Below are 22,029 nucleotides of genomic sequence, written 5' to 3'. Positions count from 1 at the left end.
CAGTTCCTCAGCACCGATCCAAATCTAATGTGCGACACCCGCGGCGCCGTGCTCATCTATCAGGGCCCCTGAAACAAATCGATTGATCCCGAACGCAGCATTGAGACCATGCGGCTCGTTGCGTGCTATGGTGTGCGCAAACACCCAGCCGGAGCCGGGTGTGGCCTTGAATCCGCCGGTGCCCCAGCCACAATTGAAATAAAGCCCGTCAACCGATGTTTTCGAAATAATCGGACATGCGTCAGGACAGACATCAACAATTCCACCCCATTGTCTGAGCATACGCACCCGACTGAAAATCGGGAACAGTTCGACAATCGCCGCGATATTGCCTTCAATGGTCGAGAAACTCCCCCGTTGACCGTATCCCAGATAGGAATCCACGCCTGCGCCGATAACCAGCTCGCCCTTGGGCGACTGGCTGATATAGCCGTGTACAGCATTCGACATGACGACTGTGTGAAGAATCGGTTTGATCGGCTCTGATACAAGAGCCTGCAAGGGATGGCTTTCAATCGGCATCCGAAGTCCAGCCATTTCGGCAATGACGCTCGAGTGTCCGGCTGCCACAACCCCGATTTTCTTGGCGCCGATAAAGCCGCGGGATGTCTCAACACCTTCAACGCGGCCGTTGTTTCTGCGCACTGCGGTGACCTCGCAATCCTGCAGGATGTCCACACCGAGACTGTCGGCGGCGCGTGCGAAACCCCATGCGACCGCATCGTGCCTTGCGATGCCGCCGCGACGCTGGAACGAGGCTCCGAGTATCGGATAGCGCGCGTACGGTGACGTATTGATGATCGGGACTATCTCACTGATTTTTTTCGCAGTGAGGATCTCCGAATCAATTCCGTTGAGCTTGTTTGCATTCGATCGTCGATAAATATCGCGCATGTCCTGCAGGTTGTGACCGAGATTCATCACACCGCGCTGACTGAACATGACATTGAAATTCAGTTCCTGCGACAACGATTCCCACAGAACCAGAGACTTTTCGTAAAGATGCGCGGCTTCATCCCACAGATAGTTGGATCGGACAATGGTTGTATTGCGGCCGGTGTTGCCGCCACCGATCCAGTCTTTCTCAACTACCGCGACATTGGTGACTCCGTGTTCGGAAGCGAGGTAGTAAGCAGTCGCCAGACCGTGACCGCCGCCACCGACGATGACGACGTCATAACTGGACTTCGGAGTCGGATCGCGCCAGGCCCGGGACCAGCTCCTGTGTCGGCCAAGCGCGTGACCGGCCAATGTGAAGATTGAGTATTTCTTCACCTCCACCTCCTGAACTGGAACAGGAGTCTATCAGTCAGCGATAGACCGGAAACCGGCTGCAAAGTTCCAGTACTTTTCCCTTGACCTGATCGATCACGGACTGGTTGTTTATGTCATCAAGAATGTCGCACATCCAGTGGCTGAGCGTGGTCATCTCCTCAATGCCGAATCCTCGAGTCGTTGAAGCCGGTGACCCGATTCGCAATCCACTGGTCACAAACGGAGGGCGCGGATCATTCGGAACCGTATTCCTGTTCACTGTGATATTGGCTGTCCCCAATGCCACCGAAGCCTGCTTGCCGGTGATGTCCTTGTCAATCAGGTCCAGCAGAAACAGATGATCATCGGTGCCACCCGACACCACCTTGTAACCGCGTTGCATGAAGGTGGCGGCCATTGCCCGCGCATTGTCCAGCACGTTTTGCTGATACGCCTTGAATTCGGGTTCGAGCGCCTCCTTGAACGCCACCGCCTTACCGGCGATCACATGCATCATCGGACCGCCCTGACCACCGGGAAATACCGCGGAAGCCAGTTTTTTCTGGACCTGTTCATCTTCGCGGGCGAGAATCAGACCGCCTCTGGGGCCTCGGAGCGTCTTGTGCGTTGTTGTTGTCGTCACATCAGCAACAGGCACCGGATTCGGATACAGGCCGGCGGCGACCAAACCGGCGACATGCGCCATATCCACGAACAGGTAGGCGTCATTGTCATCGGCAATCTGTCGGAACCGTTCCCAGTCCATCACACGTGAATAGGCTGAGAAGCCGGCAATGATCATTCTCGGCTTATGCTGTGCCGCGAGTTCGGCAATCTGTCCGTAATCGACAATGCCTTCAGAGTCGACCCCGTAGAGCACCGAATTGTAGAGCCGGCCCGAAAAGTTGACTTTCGCACCATGCGTCAGGTGTCCGCCGTGGTCCAGACTCATCCCCAGAACGGTATCGTGCGGCTCAAGCAAAGCCAGAAACACTGCTGAATTGGCCTGTGAGCCTGAGTGTGGCTGGACGTTGACATAATCTGCATCAAATAACTGCTTGGCCCGTTCAATCGCGAGGTTTTCAGCGACATCGACATATTGGCATCCGCCGTAATAGCGTCGGCCCGGGTATCCCTCGGCATACTTGTTGGTCAGTACCGAACCTTGAGCCTGCAGCACCCTGGGGCTGGTGTAGTTTTCTGATGCAATCAGTTCAATGTGCTCTTCCTGGCGCGTCTGTTCGTTGCGGATTGCCTCCCAGAGCACCTCGTCATAACTTTCAATGGTATCGGTCTTGCTGAACATTAATGTCTCCTGGAAATTATGGGGAATCCCAAGCCCAACTTTCATCTTCGGTCGGTCATTGCCCGCTCCACATTGTAATTTATATCATCAGCTGTCACCGTGTTCGTTCACTTCACTTCCCGCGGTCGCGCAATTCAGGTGAGCGTCACAATTTTCGTTCACCCGAACGCGTTTGGCGCACCCGGCGCATACCACCTGTGGAGTATAATTCTCGCCATCATGGTTGTGCAGAATCAAATCAGACAGAAACTCACCGATGCGCTGGCACCGGTCCATCTTGAGGTGATCAACGAAAGCTCGATGCACAGCGTCCCCCCGGGTTCAGAGTCTCACTTCAAGGTGGTCGCAGTTTCCGATGAATTTCAAGACCAGTCCCTGATATTCCGTCATCGCATGATCAACGATTTGCTGGCGGACGAGATTGCCGGGCCGATACACGCGCTCTCGCTTCATGCAATGACACCTGACGAGTGGAAATCCCAGGGTAATTCGGTTGCCGATTCGCCGCTGTGCCGCGGGGGTTCCAAGCTGGACAAAACAAGCTAGCCGGCTTCGCTCGACACGCCGTCCGTGCCGCACAGTGTTGCCGCGAAATCCTTGTGTCAGGAGAAACGTTCCCGCCATTTCAGGCAGCGTTCGCAATCGCGCGCTTCGTAAGCCTCCAACGCCGCCTTGGGACTCAGGTCAAACCGTAACTCATTGCCTTCACCAAGTGCCGTCAGCCGCATCGTATACCATGCCGTGACGCTTCCCCGCGGCGGCGCGTCAAATACCGGAAATTCAGGATCACTGCCGTCATCGCGCAACCATGCGTTGGCCAGCGACGGGTTCAGCACCATCGCTCGAGCGAGGCTCACCGCATCGGCACGATTGCTCAAGACAGCATCGACCGCCTGTTCCTGCGTGCGGAAGCCACCCGTCACCGCCACTGGGACGGAGGTCACCTTTTTCGCTCGCATGGCGAAATCAATGAAGTAGGGACCCGATGATGATCTGCTGTCTGAAGCCGCAGCAGCACCCGGGAAATAGGTACCCCCGCTGATGTCGATCAGGTCAATTGATGTCCGGTTGAGGAGTCGAATCACTTCAATCGCATCATCTTGCGTCAGACCGCCTGCAAGCTTATCTGTCGAGTTGATCTTGATACCGACCGGAAATGATGCGCCGACCGCGTTTCGTACCGCCTCGACAACTTCGCCGATCACGCGAAATCGGCACTCAATCGAGCCGCCATAGCCATCGCTTCTTTTATTGAACAGCGGCGACAGGAATTGGCTGAAGACAAATCCGTGACCTGCATGGATTTGAACGCCGGTGAAACCTGCTTGCTGAGCAAGCTTCGCAGCTTGCGCATATTGGCCGGGAAGCTCATGAATGTCCGCTAGCGACATGCCCTCGCATCTGAGGCCTTCGACATTCAAGGCGGATGGGCCCATAGGTTGACTGATCGGCAGGTGAGACAACGCTCCAGCGTGACCGAGCTGCGGCCACAAATGTGCGCCGTGTGCCGATCCCCGCGTTGCCAAAACCCGCATGGCATCCAGGTCTGCGTCCGCCACCAGTACCAGATTTCCAGGCTTTTCCGGATAACGGGAAGTGACCTGTACCTCGCCGATCAGCGACAATGCAACGCCACCCTCGGCCCATCGTTCGTACAGCCTCATCTGCGTTTCGGTGGGATTCCCCGCACCGTCACCAAGGGAATCAGACATCGCTGACTTAATCAGTCGGTTACGCAGTTCGACCCCGCATGGCAACTTGAGCGGTCTTCCCAGCGCGGTCTGCGGATTTTGCTGTGTCATGGTGTCTCTCCGGGTGACATTTGTCGATCACTTCGAATGGCAGATGAAGCCTCGTGCAACCCGCTCGCACTGCGGGCTTTCGTCATGGCAGGACATATTCACGTCTCTCATCAGCCATCCGACAGTCAGATTTCAATCACTGCGGAACCGTTGATTCGACCGGAACGCAGATCATCCAGCGCGTCGTTCACGTCTTCCAACGCATAGGACTTCACAGTGGTTTTGATCTGAACTGCACAAGCCAGCTTCATGAATGAATCGCCATCGTCGCGGGTCAGGTTGGCGACCGACCTGATGATCCGCTCCTGCCAAAGCTTTTCGTACTGAAACGAGGGTATGTCACTCATGTGGATACCGGCACATATGACAATCCCGCCTTTGCGGACGCTGCCCAATGCCAATGGCACCAATTCGCCGGCCGGGGCGAATATGATTGCTGCATCCAGCTTAACCGGAATATTCTCGTCGGTTCCACCGCTCCATCTCGCACCAAGTGTGCGGGCAAATTGCTGGGTGGATGTGTCGCCCGGTCGCGTAATCGCATACACATCCTTGTTCTGATAGAGGGCAACCTGAACAAGAATGTGGGCGGCCGAACCGAATCCGAAAAACCCCAGTTTATCCGAATCGCCGGTCATCCGAAAGGCACGAAACCCGATCATCCCGGCACAAAGGAGTGGAGCGGCCTGCAGGTCTGACAGACTCGAATCGATCGGAAAGCAGTAACGCGCATTCGCGACGCAATATTCTGCGAAGCCGCCATCGACATCGTAGCCGGTGAATCCAGCTGAATCACACAGGTTCTCCCGCGCGGTGCTGCAATATTCGCATGCACCACAGGTTGACCCCAGCCAGGGAACACCGACCCGCTGTCCCGGATGAAAGTCAGTCACTGTGGATTGAGCAACCTCACCGACAATCTGGTGTCCTGGTATGCGCGGCAATTCCGGGCTCGGCAGGTCACCGTCGACGATATGCAGGTCTGTACGACAAATGCCGCAGGCACGGACTCGGATCAGCAGTTCTCCAGGTTTCGGTACAGGGATATCCGCCTGTTCGACCGTCAACAGTCTTCCGGGCTCGGTCAGAAAAGCGGCGCGCACAGTTGATTCCAGACCGGTTGATTACTCCTCGATCACTTCAGGCAGTCGATCGCTCGGACGATTGGCAGTCCCGGCGACGGATGATCTGCATGACACGAACCGTCATGACAGTTTCGTCATTCTGGTTGATCATCGAACATTTCAAGTCGACGTAACCCCGATCCGATTTTTTCGAGGAAGGTCTGGCGCTCAGTACCTCAGCAATCATGTGCAAGGTATCATTGGGATATACCGGACGCAACCACCTCAGTTCGTCCATGCCAGGCGAGCCCATTCCCTGCTTCAGCATGCCTTCCTGAATGTACATTCTAAAGACCAAGGCCAACGTCTGAAATCCACTGGCAATCAGTCCCTTGAATTGACTTTTCTTCGCAGCTTCCACATCGATGTGAAAGGGCTGGGGATCATACTGGAGCGCAAAACGAATAATCTCGCTTTCGGTAAATGTGACTCCGGCACTCGTGAACTTGTCTCCGACACTGAACTCCTCGAAATACATCTGGTCTGCCCCTCCTATTTCTGGTCGCGGCCCGCGCCGTAAAAACGAGCCATTGAGTCCCGCCCGCGACGGTAATGGTACTTCATCTGCTCGGGGACATATCGATACTCAGATCCGATCGGACATCGGTTCCTGGAATTGCAACTGAACGCACAGGGCGAAGCTTCCCGAATTCTGAATCTGGCACATGTATCCAGGTCGAATGATCCGATCTTGCCGACCGCGTCCACATGACATGCCGGTATGCAGGGTTTGTCGACACAACTGTCACAGGGGGATTCAGTCGGAGAACTGTCGGAGGCCGGCAAACTCATCCTGACAAGAAACATTGCCCTGAACGCATACCAGGTGCCAAATTCAGGATGAATGGTAATTCCCAAAGGAGATGGATGGCTCCAGCCAGTTCGGTCGGCGACCGCACGAAGTGAGATCGGTAAATCAGATGGATAGAGCAGCTTGAAGTCGGTATCCAGAAATTCTGTCGAATACGTCTGCGCCAGATGCACACTGAAGTCATCCACCGGATCGTTGCCATGCAGACTGAACTGTTCAAGCGCATGCCAGAATGCGGCACCGGCATTCGCGATCAGCACTGTACTCGGATAATGGTTCAACACTCCTTCGTCAATCGACGGTGACAGCAGATCTTCAAGAGTCCGCGTATCAAATACATGAAAAAGATTGATACCTTTGGAAGCGAGATAGTCCCGTCCGAGCCTTGGATTCATGTTGGCAGCCTGCTTCGAGTGATCGATCGTTGAGGAGCGTGAACTTGTGAATGGCTGATTATCGTCTGCATTCGATTCGATATTCCGTGAAACGCCTTGTGAGTGCAAACCCGCTTGCATTCCGGCAATGTAGATATACTACAAATTTTCCGACTCCATGTCATAACTGATGGCCATTCGCAACGTCGTTCCAATGAATCCGGAAATCAGTATTATCGGACACCGAGGCGCAACCGGATTGTTTCCCGAACAGACCATTGCAGGATTCGCCAAGGCGCTTGAGCTTGGAGTTGACGGGTTGGAGATGGATCTCGCCATAACGGCTGACAGAAAGGTGGTCGCCTATCACGATGCGGCACTCAACCCTGTCATCACTCGCGATTCCGACCGGATGTGGCTGGACGATCGAGTCTGCAAAATCAGTGAACTCACGCTTGAGCAGCTCAAGACATATGATATCGGTCGGATCAAGCCGGGCTCGGAATACGCAAACCGATTTCCAGACCAGAAGCCGGTTGATGGCAGTCGTATCCCGACCCTTGAAGAGATCGTCGACCTAGACCGGAAGTTCGGACGAAATCCCACATATTTCATCGAGATCAAATACTATGCTGTAGCACCGTACTCATCCATTCCCGTTGCAGAAGGTGTTGAGACAATCGTCGCCGAGATTGAGCGGCTGGGCATCTCGTCGACTGTCAGAATACACTCTTTCGACTGGAAACTGGTGCACGCTTTTCGCAGCTTCGCACCGCACCTGCAGTACGCCTACCTGACCTCACAGACGGAAGATTTCAATACGATGTCGGCCCGGACTGAATTGAGAGAGGTTTGCGATGATTCAGCGAATCCGACTCAGACTCGCAGTTGGACTGATGGCATGCTCCTTTCAGACTTCGATGGCTCCTTGCCGCAAATGATCAAAAGCGCAGGCGGTACCGACTGGCACGCGGATCATGCATCCGTGACAACCGATCGTATCGCTGAAGCGCATTGCCTGGGAATCCGTGTGTACGCCTGGACAGTCAATCAGGCAAGTGATTTCGAAAGGCTGGTTGATGCGCAGATTGATGGGATAATCACCGATTATCCAGACCGGCTGATTGCGTTCCTTGGCCGATGAGGGAGTCCGCTTTCGAATCAAGGCGCCTTCCGCGGCGCACTGAATCATGCGGATTGACTTCTACCAGACTTCAGCAACCGACATCATTGAGAAGCAAAGCGCTTTCGTTGCTGAAGGCAAGTTGGACTCCGAGCGCTGAGGAATTCAGCAATGTCGCACCCCGTCCATTCAGACAACAACCCTGATGACGCTCACTCGATCACCGAGAGCAACCCGCTGCGCATGCGATCGATGATGAAATCAGCGATAGCCTCGGGATCATCCAAAGCGAGAGTTTCGACACCCTGTTCAGCAAGATCAGGCATATCGGTGGCGACCGCAACCACATTCTCATCGCTCTTTGCGAGAAGCGGACGTCTGAGACCGGAACGATAGACCTCTATCTTGGTAAAAGGTTCGTGCTTGAACCCCTCAACGATGACCAGGTCCAGTTCGTGACCGGAAAAATTCTGCAGCAACTCGAATAGGTCCGGTTCCGCCTCAAGTGGATTCTCCATCACCCAGGCAATGCGTTGCCTCGACACCACCATCACCTGCTGCGCCCCTGATTCGCGCAGTTCGTAACTGTCCTTGCCTGGGGTATCAATGACAAAATTGTGATGGGCGTGCTTCACGACACCAACTTTCAATCCCCGATCCTTGAGAATCGGAATCACTCTTGTAACCAGAGTCGTCTTGCCGGTGCCGCTATAGGCAGCAAATCCTATGATTGGAATTCTCCTGTCACCCATCCTGACTGATCCGAAGCTGTGCCTTGTTACGATCCTGTTCGGTATTGATATTCAGAAAACATTGCGGAGAGTCGGAAAAATCCGCTTCCGCATATCGATGTCTGACAAACCACCTGTCGATCTTCCTTTCTCCGGATCGCAGGAATGCATCCAGGCTGTCCAACAGCCTTTTCTGTGCCAGTATATACGTCGGCTGCAATCGATCAGAGTCCCGGGCAACAACAATTTCAACATCCTCAGCGGCCATTTTCGTCATCCGAGCGACATAGTCGCCACTCAGGAACGGACCATCACACGGTACTGTGATCACCCAGTGTGACCGGGCTGCGGCCATCGCACTGGCGAGTCCGGCAAGCGGACCGAGAAAACCGGGCGTCTCATCGCATATCACCCGCACTCCGAACCGGTTGTATAGCGCAAGATTTCGGTTCGCGTTCACTAACACCTCAGACACCTGAGGCTGAAGCCGGTCAATGACAATCTTGCACATCGCAACACCGTTGAGCTCGACCAGGCCCTTGTCGATACCGCCCATCCTGCGAGCCTGGCCGCCGGCCAGAATCACACCGGTTACGCGGCCGTCAAGTGTATCGGTTTCGCTGGCCATGGGACTCAAAGCAGTTGACCGTTCGCCATCTTGATGATTCTGTCGGGCTGATAATGCTGCGCCGATTCATGTGTCGATATGTAGACCGTAATTCCACTGTCAGCGAGATCGCGAATCAGCTCAAATGCCTGTTCCCGGGAATCGTGATCCATAGCGGACGTCGGCTCGTCCAGCAGCAGCAGCCGCGGTTCCAGGATCCGCGCCCGGGTCAAGGCAACCCGCTGCCTCTCACCACCGGACAAGTCCCTGGCGTTTCGGTATGCCAGCTGTGACAGTCCGGCCCATTGCATCGCATTGTGCACTCTTTCCCGGACCTCACTGCGTCCCAATCGTCTCATGCTGAGTCCGTATGAGATGTTTTCCGCCACCGAGCGATCAAACAGATACGGCGACTGATGCAGGTATACAACATTCTTTCGAAAACTGCGATACGCCACCCTCCAGGTCATTCGCTGGCCGCCGACCGTCACAATCCCGGCATCCGGCGCGATCAATCCGGCAATGATCTTCATCAGGGTGGATTTGCCCGCACCATTCTCGCCATGGACGACCGCACATTCACTTCGGTACACGACCAATTCGTCGACATCAATAACCTTGCGTCGAAGCAGTGATTTCTGGACATTCCGAAAGGTGATCAGTTCCCGCTCGCTCATCGGATTCCCGCTGCTCGCCTCAATGCCTTGCCATATCGCGGCCGCGAAACATCGCGACCAGAAAATTAAGCGCCAGCGCGAGCGTGATCAATACCGCACCCAGCGCGATGCCCTGCTCGAAATTCCCCTTGGACGTCTCAAGTGCGATCGCGGTCGGAATGTTGCGGGTCTCATGCAAAATATTACCACCCACCATTATCGAGCATCCGACTTCCGATACCACACGCCCAAACGCAGTCACGATTGCCGCAATCAGCCCGAATCTGACTTCCCGCATGATTGTGAACACCGCGCGCAGGGTATCTGCGCCCAGGGTGCGGGCGGTCTGCCAGGCACTCAAATCCACTGCCTGCAGGGCGACATGTGTCATGGCCACAAGCAGCGGGAATGCGAGAATCATCTGTCCGATGATCATCGCGGTCTGGGTGAAAAGCAGCCGCCAGCCGCCAAACGGCCCTGAGCTGTAGAGCATCATATACAACACCAAGCCGACGACCACAGCCGGTATGGCGATCATTGAATTGAAAATGGTAATCAGGATACGTCGTCCGGGAAACTCTCCGTACGCCAGCACGAACGCAACCGCCAAGGCCGGCGGGACGATGAACAGGATGGCCCGGAACGAGACCAGAAACGATATTCCGACAATTTCCCAGGTATCGGGGTCACCGGTAAGCAACAGCTTCAATGCTTCACTACTTGCTGGGATCAGACCGTCCATGACGCACTATATACTGGCTGCAGGATTTGTATTCGGTTCGCGGTTGTTTGATTTCGTTCGCAGGTTCCGGTGTCAGAAGTCAGTTTATCGCTTTCTCAGTCAATGACAAAAAACAGTTGCTCGCCATTGACCTTGTAGTCGGAGATGATTGACCTTGCCTCTTCTGACTTGAGCCATCGGATCAGTTTCCTCGCGCCATCGTAGTTGACATGAGGATGCCGTTTCGGGTTCACCGCAATCACCCCGTATAGATTCTTTCCATCCATGGCCGACTCGACATGGACCGGCAGCGACAGGCGATCACGCATGAAAAGATACGTTCCCTTATCACTCAGGGTGTAGGCGCTGAATTCATTTGCAATCTGCAACGCCTTGCCCATACCGAGTCCCACCTCCTTGTACCAGCCTCCGCTGATCTCGATCCCCGCCTGTTCCCATAATCTCAGTTCTTTCTTATGGGTTCCAGAATCATCCCCCCGTGACACGAAAGTCGATTGGCTCCCGGCTATTCTTGCAAGAGCGCCGCTCAGGTCGTCAAGCCCGTTGACGCCCGCCGGGTCGTCCGCCGGTCCGACAATGACGAACTCGTTGTACATGATCTCCTGCCGGTCGACACCAAAACCATCCTCGATGAATTTCAACTCCGCCTCCTTTGCGTGCACAAGAATCATGTCCACATCGCCGTTACGGGCATGGTTGATCGCCCGTCCGGTGCCGGAAACGATGGTATGCACGTCGATGCCGAACTTTGTCTCGAACACGGGCAGCAGCTTTCTGGTGAGCCCCGAATTGTCCGTGCTGGTTGTAGTCGCCAGTCTCAGGATGTTCTCCGCACAGACCACACCGGCAGTCGAAAAGAGCAGAACAAAGCCGGTGAGAACGCTACAAAAAAACTGTTTTATTGGCAGCTTCATGTGAGAAAAATCGGAATGGTTCTGCAACTTTCGGACAGTCGTCAAGTCTTGCCCGACGGACCGCGGCATTCAGCCGAAATTCACCGACCGGATGTGCCGCATTGATTTGTCGGCAAAATGGCATTGAATACTATGCACCCTTTAATAATATTAGACTACAATTTTTTCAGTGTACTTTTCCGATTGAGCCGCACCTTCGGTACTGACGCACAGCCGCAATTCAAAATGGGCGCGATATCAGACGTTACATCGGTTTATGAGAAGTTGAATTCGAGCGAGACAAGAACAATTCCCGTTGCGATCATCGGTGGCGGATCCTGGGGTACAGCGATCGGTGCGTGGCTTGCCCGCAACGGTCACGATGTCCGACTCTGGGATATCGATGAGACTGTGATTGACGACATCAACGCGACGCGAACCAACAGTCGCTTTCTGCCCGACGTTGAGCTCCCGTCAAACATCCGCGCGTTCAGGAATCTCGAATCGGCAATGGAAGGATGTCTGATGGCTGTACTGGTGGTTCCGAGCCGTGTATTTGAAACCGCACTCGGCCAAGTGCGAGACAATCTTCACATCATGGATACCAGCGTTCCCCCGACCATGGTATGGGGGACGAAAGGATTTTCGAGCCAAACGGGCGGATTGCTGAGCGAATCTGCGAAGGACATACTCGGGGAGCAGGCAGTGACTGCTGTCATATCAGGTCCGAGTTTCGCGTCCGAGGTCGTGAGAGGGCTTCCTGCCGGGTTCGATCTCGGATCGCGAGCGGCCGACAGAATTGAGGACATCGCCGATGTTTTCCGAAATGAGACAACTCTTGTGTACACCACCGACGACATCGTTGGCGTCCAGGTCGGCGGCGCGACCAAGAATGTCATTGCCATCGCAGCCGGCATCAGCGATGGGATGGGGCTCGGAATCAATGCGCGTTGCATGCTGATATCCCGCGGCCTGGCCGAGATGGGACGACTGAACTCAGCACTTGGCGGGAAGGCCGAGACCATGATGGGGCTTTCCGGAATGGGTGACCTCGTATTGACCTGCTCGGGCGATCTGTCACGTAATCGTCGTCTGGGTCTTGCACTTGGAAAAGGTATGAAACTGGATGAGATCGTTGCACAAATCGGTCAGGAGGTGGAGGGAATACAATCGACCAGGGAAGCGTATTCGATTGGAAAGAAACTGGATGTATTCATGCCGATGACCGACAGGGTTTACAGAATTCTGAATGAAGGGCTGGCACCGCAACAAGCTGCGCGCGAGCTGATGGCGATCGGGCCAAGCCTGAAGTGAGGCAACCGGCGATACCTTAAGTCTTGATTCACATGAATTGAGGTGATCAGTCCGCCCGGATCGGTTGCAACACTCAGATTTCGAGCCCGCACGAGTTTCGTTGGCATCAGGTCGAACATGTCTGTTTCTGAGCGACCTCAAACAAATTCCGCAATGCCTGCCCCACCGCGCTTCATAGCGAAAGGCGCAGCGCCCAAAGCACGGACCGTCGCATGCTCTGAAGCCTGCAATTCATGAAGGACCTTGCCCGCTGCTTGCCCATGCGCGGCATTTTTGCTCCGGCGCGCCGGGCCGGTTGCCGGGCTGATCACAGGTTGCAAAGCGGGATTCAACGTGTTTGGTTGCTCGACCAAGCGCGAATTTTGCCACTGAGATCGAAAAAAATAGTTTATCATTTGTCTTTTCTTTCAGAGGTCTTTCAGTCAAAGTCGGTTCCTGAAACCGGCTTTTGGCATGTTTGTTTGCAGATCAAATGACGCAATACATCCAAAGCAGTCGTATGACACAACTGAATCTACCCTTTCAGGCGGGTACCGGTCGGATACTCGTCACGCAGGCGGTCGTGACGCTGATCGGCACGATCGGATTTGGATTCTCGTCATTTGTAGCAGCCTACTCGGCATTGCTGGGCGGCATTGCATGCATCATTCCCAGCGCCTACTCCATCTGGCGCGTTTTCGGTAACAGCAAGCTCAGCGAAAACGACCCCAGGACTTTTGGAATCATGCTGCGAGCCGAACTGGTCAAGTTTGCCATCACGGCAATGGTATTCGCCGCCATTTTCCTGTCAGTCAGCGCCATCGACCCGATTGCCATGTTCGCAGTATTCACTGCTGCCATGTTCATCGGCTGGATCGATGCCGGTCTGCGAATCCGATAACTCCGACCACCTTCCCGATCCAGCGGTACACAAGTCATGGCGACCACCGGCGAACTCACAGCATCGGGCTATATCAAGCATCATCTGCAGAATCTCACCTTCGGCAACCATCCCGAAAACGGATGGTCAATCGCACATAGCGCACAGGAAGCCAGTGAGATGGGGTTCATGGCGATTCACCTGGACAGCATGTTCTGGTCGATTGCGCTGGGCATCCTGTTTCTGGTGGTGTTTGGCGGCGCTGCGGCGCGCGTCACCAGTGGCAACCCGGGGAAGTTTCAGAATTTCATTGAATGGGTCATCGATTTTATCGACGACAATGTGCGCGGTTCATTTTCCGGCAAGAGCGACCTCATCGCTCCACTCTCATTGACACTGTTCGTGTGGATTTTGCTGATGAACCTGATGGACCTGGTTCCCGTCGACTGGATTCCCGAAGCCGCCAAGCTGCTCGGAATCGAATACATGAAAGTGGTGCCGACAACGGACCCGAACATCACATTTGCCATGGCGCTGTCGGTGTTCGTGCTGATGATCTATTTCAACATCAAGAACAAGGGAGTCGGTGGATTTGTCGGAGAGCTGACTTTGCAGCCATTCGGTAAATGGATGATACCGGTTAACTTTTTCCTTGAGATGATCGGCCTGCTCGCCAAGCCGCTGTCTCATTCACTAAGACTTTTCGGCAATCTTTATGCCGGAGAGATGATCTTCATATTGATTGCGCTGCTGTACGGTTCGGGTATTGTACTGGCAGTGGTTGGTGGTGTCCTGCAGTGGGCCTGGGCAGTATTTCATGTCCTGATCGTCCTGCTCCAGGCATTTATATTCATGGTACTGACCATCGTCTATATGGACATGGCTCACCATAAACACTAAGTTATTGATTTGAATTTGATTCACAATGGTTTGCTAGATCGGAGATAACATTATGGAAGCAGCATTGTATTTTATCGCTGGTGCCGTCTTACTTGGCATGGGCGCTGTCGGAGCCGCAGTCGGTATCGGAATCCTGGCCGCTAGATTTATCGAGGCAATTGCCAGGCAACCGGAACTGCTGCCCATGCTTCGCGTTCAGTTCTTCATCATGATGGGACTGGTGGACGCTGTGCCCATGATCGGGGTCGGCATCGCATTCTACATACTGTTTGCCGTCGCCTGACGCGAGACGAACTTGGACGAACCAGTACCGACCAGCTGGTGGTAGCGAAATAGCATGAATATCAATCTGACCCTGATTGGACAGACGATTACGTTCATCATATTCGTCTGGTTCTGCATGAAGTTCATCTGGCCGCCGATCATGACCGCGCTCGACGAACGTCGCAAGACCATTTCCGATGGACTTGCGGCCGCCGAAGAGGGACAGCGGGAACGGGAGCGCGGTCGCAGCGATGCCGATGAACTCATCGAGCAGGCAAAGTCACAGGCCCAGGAAATCATCGCCAGAGCGGAAAAAAGAGGTTCCGAAGTCGTTGCCGAGGCAAAGACGGAAGCCAGAACCGAAGGCGAGCGAATTCTTGTTGCGGCCCGTGGAGAGATCGAGATGGAAGCCAATCGGGCAAAAGAAGAGCTTCGATTGCAGGTCGCTCAACTGGCACTTTCCGGTGCCGAGCAGATCCTTTCCAGAGAGATCGATCAGAAATCGCACGAGCGGATGCTCTCCGAACTGGCCGAAAAACTTTAATCCGGAAGACATTACACGTGACCGAATCCTCCAACATTGCCCGGCCGTATGCACAGGCCATTTTCGAACTGGCACGCGATACCGACCGACTCGACGAATGGTCGCAGAGCCTGCAGATGCTGTGTGAGATTGTCGAGCATCCCGATGTCGGAATCCTGATCAACGACCCTCGTGTCACACGTCAGCAGGTTCTTGAAGTCCTGATGGAGATCGGCCGCGATGGTTTCGACGAGCAGACCCGGAATCTGGTTCGAATACTGGGGCACTACAGACGTCTGGCGGCCGTACCATCGATCACCGCGCAGTACGAGTCGTTGCGCGCGGTTGAGGAAGGCGTCATTGAGGCCGAGCTGGAAACCGCGTTCGAAATCGACGACGAACACCGAGCCGGTCTTATCTCGGCACTCCAGAATCGATTGGGGAGCAAGGTCAGATTGACGAGCAGCGTCAACCCGGACCTGCTGGGTGGCGTGGTCGTTCGGGCAGGCGATTGGGTGATCGACGGATCAGTACGGGCGAGACTGGAAAAACTCTCCAGTTCGCTCGGTGTGTGAGTTTCACAATCAACATTTACATGAAAGCGTAACTGCCATTTTTGCACTCAGAGGAATATTCAGATGGCGATGCAATTAAATCCTTCCGAAATCAGTGAGCTGATCAAGGCTCGCATTGCGGATTTTGACGCAACAGCACAGGCACGCAGTGAAGGAACTGTTGTGCTGCTCACGGACGGTATCGTCCGCATTCACGGCCTTGCGGACGCACTGCAGGGAGAGATGCTGGAGTTTCCAGGCGACACCTTCGGTCTCGCGCTGAATCTCGAGCACGACTCCGTCGGTGCGGTCATACTGGGTGACTATGAGCACATCACCGAAGGTGACACCGTACGTTGCACTGGCCGTATCCTTGAGGTGCCAACCGGCCCGGGACTGCTCGGGCGGGTGGTTGACTCGCTGGGTCGTCCACTCGATGGAAAAGGACCGATCGATGCGGTTGCTGCGGCACCGATTGAGAAGGTCGCGCCGGGTGTCATTACCCGTCAGTCGGTTTCCCAACCGGTACAGACCGGACTGAAAGCCATTGATTCAATGGTACCGATCGGCCGCGGGCAGCGCGAGCTGATCATCGGTGACCGCCAGACCGGCAAGACAGCAGTCGCCATTGACACGATCATCAATCAGAAGGATACGAACATCAAGTGCATCTATGTCGCCATCGGACAGAAAATCTCCAGTATCGCCAATGTGGTACGAAAACTTGAAGAGCATGGCGCCATGGATCATACCGTTGTGGTCTCGGCATCAGCGGCCGAAAGTGCGGCCATGCAGTACATCGCCCCCTACGCGGGTTGTACCATGGGCGAGTACTTTCGCGACAACGGGGAAGATGCGCTGATCATCTATGATGACCTGACCAAGCAGGCCTGGGCCTATCGTCAGGTATCGCTTCTCCTTCGCCGGCCGCCGGGTCGGGAAGCGTACCCCGGTGACGTATTCTACCTGCACTCGCGATTGCTTGAGAGAGCCTCAAGGATCAACGCGGATTATGTGGAATCCCTCACCGACGGGAAAGTCAAGGGCCAGACGGGTTCGCTGACCGCCCTTCCGATCATCGAGACTCAGGCGGGCGACGTATCCGCATTTGTCCCCACCAATGTGATCTCGATCACTGACGGGCAGATCTACCTCGAGAGTGATCTGTTCAACGCGAACATCAGACCGGCGATCAACGCTGGCTTGTCTGTGTCCCGTGTCGGGGGTGCCGCACAAACCAACATCATCAAGAAACTCGGCGGTGGCATACGACTGGCTCTGGCGCAATATCGCGAATTGGCAGCATTCTCGCAATTTGCATCAGACCTTGACGAGGCTACCCGAAAGCAGCTTGAGCGCGGGCAACGTGTGACAGAAGTCATGAAACAGCCGCAGTATGAGCCGCTGTCGGTGGCGGAAATGGCATTCTCGCTGTTCGCCGCAAACGAGGGTTATCTCGATGAGCTGGAAATCAACCAGGTTGTCGGATTCGAACAGGCACTGCAATCGTACCTGAAGTCAAACCATTCTGATCTGCTGAACGGCATCAACAGCACTCCGGACTACACCGACGAGGTAGCCGCCCAGATGAAGGACGCGATGGACGATTTCGTCAAGAATGGTACCTGGTAACCACTCAAGTCAGCAGACTCAACACCTGAACTGAAGGAATTGGCCGGACTATGGCAGGCGCAAAGGAAATACGGACCAAGATTCGGAGTATCGAGAATACCCAGAAGATCACTTCCGCGATGGAAATGGTGGCCGCAAGCAAGATGCGCCGTGCACAGGAGCGCATGCGCGCTGCCCGTCCGTATGCCGAGTCCATCCGCAAGGTGGTCAACAACCTGTGGCATGCGAGTCTGGAATACGCACACCCATATGCCGTCGAACGCGAAGTCAAGTCGGTCGGCTATATCGTCGTCAGCTCGGATCGAGGCCTTTGCGGCGGACTCAATATCAATCTTTTCCGTAACGCACTGGAATCCATTTCACAGTGGCAGAGTCAGGATGTGCCTGTAAAGTTCGGGGTATTCGGCAGCAAGGGTCTGGGATTTTTCCGAAGACTGGGAGCCGACATCATCTGTCAGGCTTCTCATCTCGGCGACGCACCGCAGATTGTTGATCTGATCGGATCGGTGAAGGTGATGCTGGATGCCTATGAGGAAGGTGAACTTGACCGGCTGTATCTGGTCAGCAACCAATTTGTCAACACAATGACCCAGGGCCCGACGGTCGATCAGATCCTCCCGATCAAGGTTGAGGTCCCCGATGATCAATTGACGCATCACTGGGACTATCTTTACGAGCCGGAATCGCATGAGGTCGTGGACACACTGATGACACGATACATCGAATCAATTGTCTACCGGGCGGTCGTTGAGAATATCGCGTGCGAGCAATCAGCCAGGATGGTCGCGATGAAGGCGGCTTCCGACAATGCGGGAAATCTTATTGACGAACTGAATCTGATCTACAACAAGGCAAGACAGGCTGCGATCACGCAGGAGATATCCGAAATCGTCGGTGGCGCCGCCGCAGTGTAGATACAGTCAGGAAATTATTTGGCAAACAAACAATATCAGCAGCAGTAAACAAGAGGCAATCATGGTACAAGGGAAAATTGTCGAAATTATCGGAGCGGTCGTGGATGTTGAATTTCCAAGGGCTGAAGTTCCGAAAGTCTATGACGCGCTCAAGGTTGACGCGACAGGGCTCACGCTGGAAGTGCAGCAGCAGATGGGAGATGGCGTGGTCCGCACGATCGCTATGGGGTCCAGTGACGGACTGCAGCGGGGACTTCCGGTCACCAATACCGGTGAGCCGATCACAGTACCCGTCGGAGAGCCGACTTTGGGCCGCATCATGAACGTGCTGGGTGAGCCGGTAGACGAAGCAGGACCGGTAGAGTCGGACAATCATTGGCCGATTCACCGCAAGGCGCCTGGGTTCACCGATCAGGCGACTGCGGTAGAGATACTTGAAACCGGTATCAAGGTGATCGATCTGATCATGCCGATTGCAAAAGGCGGTAAGATCGGCCTTTTTGGAGGAGCGGGTGTCGGCAAGACGGTTACGCTGATGGAACTGATTCGAAATATCGCAATCGAACATGCCGGCTATTCCGTATTCGCCGGTGTCGGAGAGCGTACCCGAGAAGGCAACGACTTCTATCATGAAATGAAAGAAGCCGATGTGCTCAATAAGGTCTCATTGGTTTACGGACAGATGAATGAACCACCAGGCAACCGATTGCGGGTCGCGCTGGCAGGCCTTACGATTTCAGAATTCTTCCGCGATGAGGGTCGTGACGTCCTGCTGTTTGTCGACAACATCTATCGATATACACTGGCGGGCGTCGAAGTCTCGGCGTTGCTCGGCCGTATGCCGTCTGCGGTGGGTTATCAACCGACCCTGGCAGCGGAAATGGGTATCCTGCAGGAAAGGATCACCTCGACCAGAACCGGTTCGATTACGTCTTTCCAGGCAGTTTATGTGCCCGCGGACGATCTGACCGATCCTTCGCCGGCTACGACATTTGCCCACTTGGACGCGACGCTCGTGCTGTCAAGGCAGATTGCAGAATTGGGAATCTATCCATCGGTAGACCCGCTGGATTCGACCAGTCGACAGCTTGATCCTCTGGTGGTCGGACAGGAACACTACGATACTGCGCGAGCGGTGCAGGGAACCCTGCAGCGATACAAGGAGCTGCGAGACATCATCGCGATCCTGGGTATGGACGAGCTTTCTGAAGACGACAAGCTGACCGTATCCAGAGCCCGAAAAATCCAGCGCTTCCTGTCGCAGCCTTTCTTTGTTGCTGAAACATTCACCGGCAGTGCCGGCAAGTATGTTTCTCTGGCGGACACGATCAAGGGATTCCAAGGTATTGTCGACGGTGAGTATGATCACATTCCGGAACAGGCATTCTACATGGTTGGGCCGATTGACGAGGTTGTCGAGGCACACAAGAAGGCAGCATAGAACATTGTTGAGCCCGACTGATTGATGCAACATGTCTGAAATTCTAGTAGAAATCGTCAGCGCAGAAGAAGAGATCTGGACCGGCAGCGGTACGATGGTGTTCGCGCCGGCAGAAATGGGTGAGGTCGGTATCGCACCAAAGCATGCACCCATGATTACCCGGCTCAAGCCGGGCGAGGTGCGGGTGCAGCTCGAAAACGGCGAAGAACAGTTTTTCTTCGTTTCCGGCGGGCTGCTTGAGGTGCAACCCCACCTGGTTACGGTTCTGTCCGATACTGCTGTCCGAGCTTCCGATCTCGACGAGGCACAAGCGCTTGAGGCGCAGCGACAGGCTGAACGTGACCTGCAGGACAAGACTTCAGAAATGGACCTGGCCAAAGCCAAAGCGGAGCTGGCCCAAGCAGCTGCACAACTGCGGGCGCTGGAGAAGTTGAGGCAGAAACGCCGCTGACTTCCGACGGTGAGATTCGCAGCAGCTGCGAAACAAGCACATGCATGGATGATTGATTGACTCGAACTGAAGTCATCATTCTCGCGGGTGGTCGGGGTGTGCGAATGAACTCCGACAAGCCCAAGTCCCTTCACGAAATCGGTGGCCGGCCGATGCTTCAGCACATTCTATCAAGCGCAAAAAGCATCAATCCCGACAGGATTCATGTGGTATACGGCGCCGGCGGCTCGCAAATACCCGAACGTTTTTCGCATGAGGACGTGAACTGGTGCCTGCAGTGTGAACCTCTCGGTACTGCACATGCCGCGCAACAGGCCATCGCACATGTCGACCCGGAGGCCATTGCATGTGTGCTGTACGGCGATAATCCGTTCGTATCGGCAAAGACAATTTCGACTCTGGTTGAGCATGCTTCAGCAGGTCAACTCGCTTTACTGACAGCGCAATTGGCGGACGCTGCGGGATACGGTAGAATCAAGCGGGATGCCGACGGCAGACTGGAGAGAATCATCGAGGACCGGGATGCGACCGAATCTGAACGTGAAATCAAGGAAGTCAATGCCGGTCCGCTGGCAGTATCCGCTTCGCTGCTGGATGGATGGCTGGACCGAATTGAGAACAACAACAAGCAACGGGAATTCTACCTGACTGATATAGTAGACTTCGCGATATCGGAGGGAATTTCCGTCGTCACAAGCCAACCGTCACAACTAAGTGAGATCGCCGGCGTCAACAGCAGAATCGAACAGGCACAACTGGAGCGAGCCATGCAAACGAAAAATGCGCAGTCCTTGCTGAGTCGCGGTGTCGAAATCGTCGATCCCGCAAGATTCGATTTGCGCGGAACTTGTGAGTCCGGTAAAGACTGTCGAATCGATATCAACGTGATACTGAAAGGTGATATCAAAATGGGAGACAACGTCTCGATTGAAGCCAACAATGTTATCGAGAATACTGTTATGGGTACCGACGTCACGATATTGCCGAATTGCGTCATTGAAGGCGCGCGGATTGAGTCGGGTTGTACAATCGGACCTTTCGCCAGAATTCGTCCGGGCACGACAATTGGCGGGAATTGTCGGGTTGGCAATTATGTTGAAGTCAAGAACTCGACACTCGGAGAGGGAACCAAAGTCAATCATCTCGCTTATGTGGGCGATAGCGACGTGGGTCAGAACGTCAATATCGGTGCGGGAGCCATCACATGCAACTATGATGGCAGACAGAAGCACCGGACTGTGATCGGCGACAACGCATTTATCGGATCGAACGCCTCATTGGTGGCGCCATTGGAGATTGGAGCAGGTGCCGTTGTTGGTGCGGGGTCAACCATCACCAAGGATGTGAGTCCCAATCAGCTTGCAGTTGAGCGGTGCAAAACCAAAGTGATTGATCGGCGAAAGTTCAAACACAAGTAGCATACAATACTGCTTTCGTCGCTCCGCGCGAAACGACGTGAATTCCAGTGTGCAAGGTACCGACAGTCGAGACATTCAGTCGGTTTCGTCAGATGGTAGAGCGGGTGACGGAAAGTGCGGCACGCATTACCGACGGAACGACGCGTTGCGGTTACCAGTGAGATGGTTTCAACACACAGTTTCCTGACTGCTGAAATTCACTGATGTTGCTGTTCTCGTTGTCAGGGGCAGAACGTTGCGACGAGCATGCAGATTCGGCCAGTATTTTGGATGATTGGACTATAAGCGATTGTTCGCTGGACTTTTGAGATTTCACCGCCAGCGTAGGGACAGGGG

General features: G+C 54.5%; 25 protein-coding genes. 13 read left to right on the top strand and 12 right to left on the bottom strand.

Translation table 11 applies throughout. The annotated features are described in order from the left end of the window. Nucleotides 1-24: 24 nt before the first annotated feature. Together OXI60_01340 and OXI60_01335 are read right to left on the bottom strand one after the other, a co-directional pair. Entirely contained in the window at nucleotides 25-1,275 is a 1,251-nt protein-coding gene (locus tag OXI60_01340; GenBank protein ID MDE0308463.1) for a sarcosine oxidase subunit beta family protein, read from the bottom strand. A gap of 34 nt (nucleotides 1,276-1,309) precedes the next feature. Further along, the gene (locus OXI60_01335) at nucleotides 1,310-2,560 is read right to left on the bottom strand and encodes a serine hydroxymethyltransferase (GenBank protein ID MDE0308462.1); all 1,251 of its coding nucleotides are present in this window, start codon (nucleotides 2,558-2,560) and stop codon (nucleotides 1,310-1,312) included. A 219-nt stretch (nucleotides 2,561-2,779) separates the two neighbouring features. On the opposite strand from OXI60_01335, the gene OXI60_01330 reads away from it, so the two are divergent. Then, nucleotides 2,780-3,106 (top strand): BolA/IbaG family iron-sulfur metabolism protein, encoded by a 327-nt coding sequence (locus OXI60_01330; protein MDE0308461.1) that lies wholly within the window; start codon nucleotides 2,780-2,782, stop codon nucleotides 3,104-3,106. 56 nt (nucleotides 3,107-3,162) lie between these two features. Here the strand turns inward: OXI60_01330 and OXI60_01325 are convergent, their stop codons facing one another. The 4 genes from OXI60_01325 to OXI60_01310 form a co-directional block, all read right to left on the bottom strand. Further along, the gene (locus OXI60_01325; GenBank protein MDE0308460.1) at nucleotides 3,163-4,362 is read right to left on the bottom strand and encodes a tRNA-dihydrouridine synthase; all 1,200 of its coding nucleotides are present in this window, start codon (nucleotides 4,360-4,362) and stop codon (nucleotides 3,163-3,165) included. Nucleotides 4,363-4,487: 125 nt separating this feature from the next. Then, nucleotides 4,488-5,465 carry a zinc-dependent alcohol dehydrogenase family protein gene (locus OXI60_01320; protein ID MDE0308459.1) on the bottom strand — a complete coding sequence of 326 codons (978 nt, stop codon included), beginning with the start codon at nucleotides 5,463-5,465 and terminating at the stop codon, nucleotides 4,488-4,490. Nucleotides 5,466-5,502: 37 nt separating this feature from the next. Continuing rightward, nucleotides 5,503-5,964, bottom strand: a complete 462-nt coding sequence (locus OXI60_01315) for a MaoC family dehydratase (GenBank protein ID MDE0308458.1) — start codon at nucleotides 5,962-5,964, stop codon at nucleotides 5,503-5,505. Between the two features lie 14 nt (nucleotides 5,965-5,978). After that, entirely contained in the window at nucleotides 5,979-6,692 is a 714-nt protein-coding gene (locus OXI60_01310; GenBank protein MDE0308457.1) for a hypothetical protein, read from the bottom strand. 169 nt (nucleotides 6,693-6,861) lie between these two features. Here OXI60_01310 and OXI60_01305 point away from each other — a divergent pair, with 169 nt between their 5' ends. Next, nucleotides 6,862-7,815: a glycerophosphodiester phosphodiesterase family protein gene (locus tag OXI60_01305; protein ID MDE0308456.1), complete on the top strand. Its 954-nt coding sequence runs from the start codon at nucleotides 6,862-6,864 to the stop codon at nucleotides 7,813-7,815. A 191-nt stretch (nucleotides 7,816-8,006) separates the two neighbouring features. Here the strand turns inward: OXI60_01305 and mobB are convergent, their stop codons facing one another. The 5 genes from mobB to OXI60_01280 form a co-directional block, all read right to left on the bottom strand. Then, nucleotides 8,007-8,546, bottom strand: a complete 540-nt coding sequence (gene mobB / locus OXI60_01300) for a molybdopterin-guanine dinucleotide biosynthesis protein B (protein ID MDE0308455.1) — start codon at nucleotides 8,544-8,546, stop codon at nucleotides 8,007-8,009. Beyond that, complete coding sequence (gene mobA, locus OXI60_01295; protein ID MDE0308454.1) at nucleotides 8,539-9,153, bottom strand: molybdenum cofactor guanylyltransferase; 615 nt, start codon at nucleotides 9,151-9,153, stop codon at nucleotides 8,539-8,541. Before mobA ends, mobB begins: the two co-directional genes overlap by 8 nt. Before the next feature lie 5 nt (nucleotides 9,154-9,158). Beyond that, a complete protein-coding gene (locus tag OXI60_01290) occupies nucleotides 9,159-9,809 on the bottom strand; it encodes an ABC transporter ATP-binding protein (GenBank protein MDE0308453.1) in 651 nt (216 codons plus the stop codon). 19 nt (nucleotides 9,810-9,828) lie between these two features. Beyond that, nucleotides 9,829-10,530, bottom strand: coding sequence for an ABC transporter permease (locus OXI60_01285; GenBank protein ID MDE0308452.1), 702 nt, complete (start codon nucleotides 10,528-10,530; stop codon nucleotides 9,829-9,831). A 95-nt stretch (nucleotides 10,531-10,625) separates the two neighbouring features. Then, on the bottom strand, nucleotides 10,626-11,444 hold the full coding sequence (locus tag OXI60_01280; protein ID MDE0308451.1) for a substrate-binding domain-containing protein: 819 nt from the start codon (nucleotides 11,442-11,444) through the stop codon (nucleotides 10,626-10,628). 225 nt (nucleotides 11,445-11,669) lie between these two features. On the opposite strand from OXI60_01280, the gene OXI60_01275 reads away from it, so the two are divergent. Next, nucleotides 11,670-12,737 (top strand): NAD(P)-dependent glycerol-3-phosphate dehydrogenase, encoded by a 1,068-nt coding sequence (locus tag OXI60_01275; protein ID MDE0308450.1) that lies wholly within the window; start codon nucleotides 11,670-11,672, stop codon nucleotides 12,735-12,737. Nucleotides 12,738-12,874: 137 nt separating this feature from the next. On the opposite strand, the gene OXI60_01270 is transcribed toward OXI60_01275, so the two are convergent. After that, nucleotides 12,875-13,132, bottom strand: a complete 258-nt coding sequence (locus tag OXI60_01270) for a hypothetical protein (GenBank protein MDE0308449.1) — start codon at nucleotides 13,130-13,132, stop codon at nucleotides 12,875-12,877. Nucleotides 13,133-13,209: 77 nt separating this feature from the next. On the opposite strand from OXI60_01270, the gene OXI60_01265 reads away from it, so the two are divergent. From OXI60_01265 to glmU, 10 genes are all read left to right on the top strand, one after another. Further along, nucleotides 13,210-13,617 (top strand): ATP synthase subunit I, encoded by a 408-nt coding sequence (locus OXI60_01265; GenBank protein MDE0308448.1) that lies wholly within the window; start codon nucleotides 13,210-13,212, stop codon nucleotides 13,615-13,617. A 36-nt stretch (nucleotides 13,618-13,653) separates the two neighbouring features. Next, nucleotides 13,654-14,496 (top strand): F0F1 ATP synthase subunit A, encoded by an 843-nt coding sequence (atpB, locus tag OXI60_01260; GenBank protein ID MDE0308447.1) that lies wholly within the window; start codon nucleotides 13,654-13,656, stop codon nucleotides 14,494-14,496. A gap of 52 nt (nucleotides 14,497-14,548) precedes the next feature. Continuing rightward, nucleotides 14,549-14,779, top strand: coding sequence for a F0F1 ATP synthase subunit C (gene atpE / locus OXI60_01255; protein MDE0308446.1), 231 nt, complete (start codon nucleotides 14,549-14,551; stop codon nucleotides 14,777-14,779). 54 nt (nucleotides 14,780-14,833) lie between these two features. Further along, nucleotides 14,834-15,304, top strand: coding sequence for a F0F1 ATP synthase subunit B (locus tag OXI60_01250; GenBank protein ID MDE0308445.1), 471 nt, complete (start codon nucleotides 14,834-14,836; stop codon nucleotides 15,302-15,304). Nucleotides 15,305-15,321: 17 nt separating this feature from the next. Next, complete coding sequence (locus OXI60_01245) at nucleotides 15,322-15,858, top strand: F0F1 ATP synthase subunit delta (GenBank protein MDE0308444.1); 537 nt, start codon at nucleotides 15,322-15,324, stop codon at nucleotides 15,856-15,858. Between the two features lie 69 nt (nucleotides 15,859-15,927). Beyond that, the gene (gene atpA / locus OXI60_01240) at nucleotides 15,928-17,469 is read left to right on the top strand and encodes a F0F1 ATP synthase subunit alpha (protein MDE0308443.1); all 1,542 of its coding nucleotides are present in this window, start codon (nucleotides 15,928-15,930) and stop codon (nucleotides 17,467-17,469) included. A gap of 50 nt (nucleotides 17,470-17,519) precedes the next feature. After that, on the top strand, nucleotides 17,520-18,383 hold the full coding sequence (gene atpG, locus OXI60_01235; GenBank protein MDE0308442.1) for a F0F1 ATP synthase subunit gamma: 864 nt from the start codon (nucleotides 17,520-17,522) through the stop codon (nucleotides 18,381-18,383). 61 nt (nucleotides 18,384-18,444) lie between these two features. Further along, nucleotides 18,445-19,824: a F0F1 ATP synthase subunit beta gene (gene atpD, locus OXI60_01230; GenBank protein MDE0308441.1), complete on the top strand. Its 1,380-nt coding sequence runs from the start codon at nucleotides 18,445-18,447 to the stop codon at nucleotides 19,822-19,824. A gap of 31 nt (nucleotides 19,825-19,855) precedes the next feature. Continuing rightward, complete coding sequence (locus tag OXI60_01225) at nucleotides 19,856-20,275, top strand: F0F1 ATP synthase subunit epsilon (protein MDE0308440.1); 420 nt, start codon at nucleotides 19,856-19,858, stop codon at nucleotides 20,273-20,275. 56 nt (nucleotides 20,276-20,331) lie between these two features. After that, entirely contained in the window at nucleotides 20,332-21,693 is a 1,362-nt protein-coding gene (glmU, locus tag OXI60_01220; protein ID MDE0308439.1) for a bifunctional UDP-N-acetylglucosamine diphosphorylase/glucosamine-1-phosphate N-acetyltransferase GlmU, read from the top strand. The last annotated feature ends 336 nt before the right edge of the window (nucleotides 21,694-22,029 follow it).

The organism is Acidiferrobacterales bacterium (genome assembly GCA_028820695.1).
Taxonomy (GTDB): domain Bacteria; phylum Pseudomonadota; class Gammaproteobacteria; order Arenicellales; family JAJDZL01; genus JAJDZL01.
Note: the sequence above shows the minus strand (reverse complement) of the source record. Positions and strands in the feature narration are given on the sequence as shown.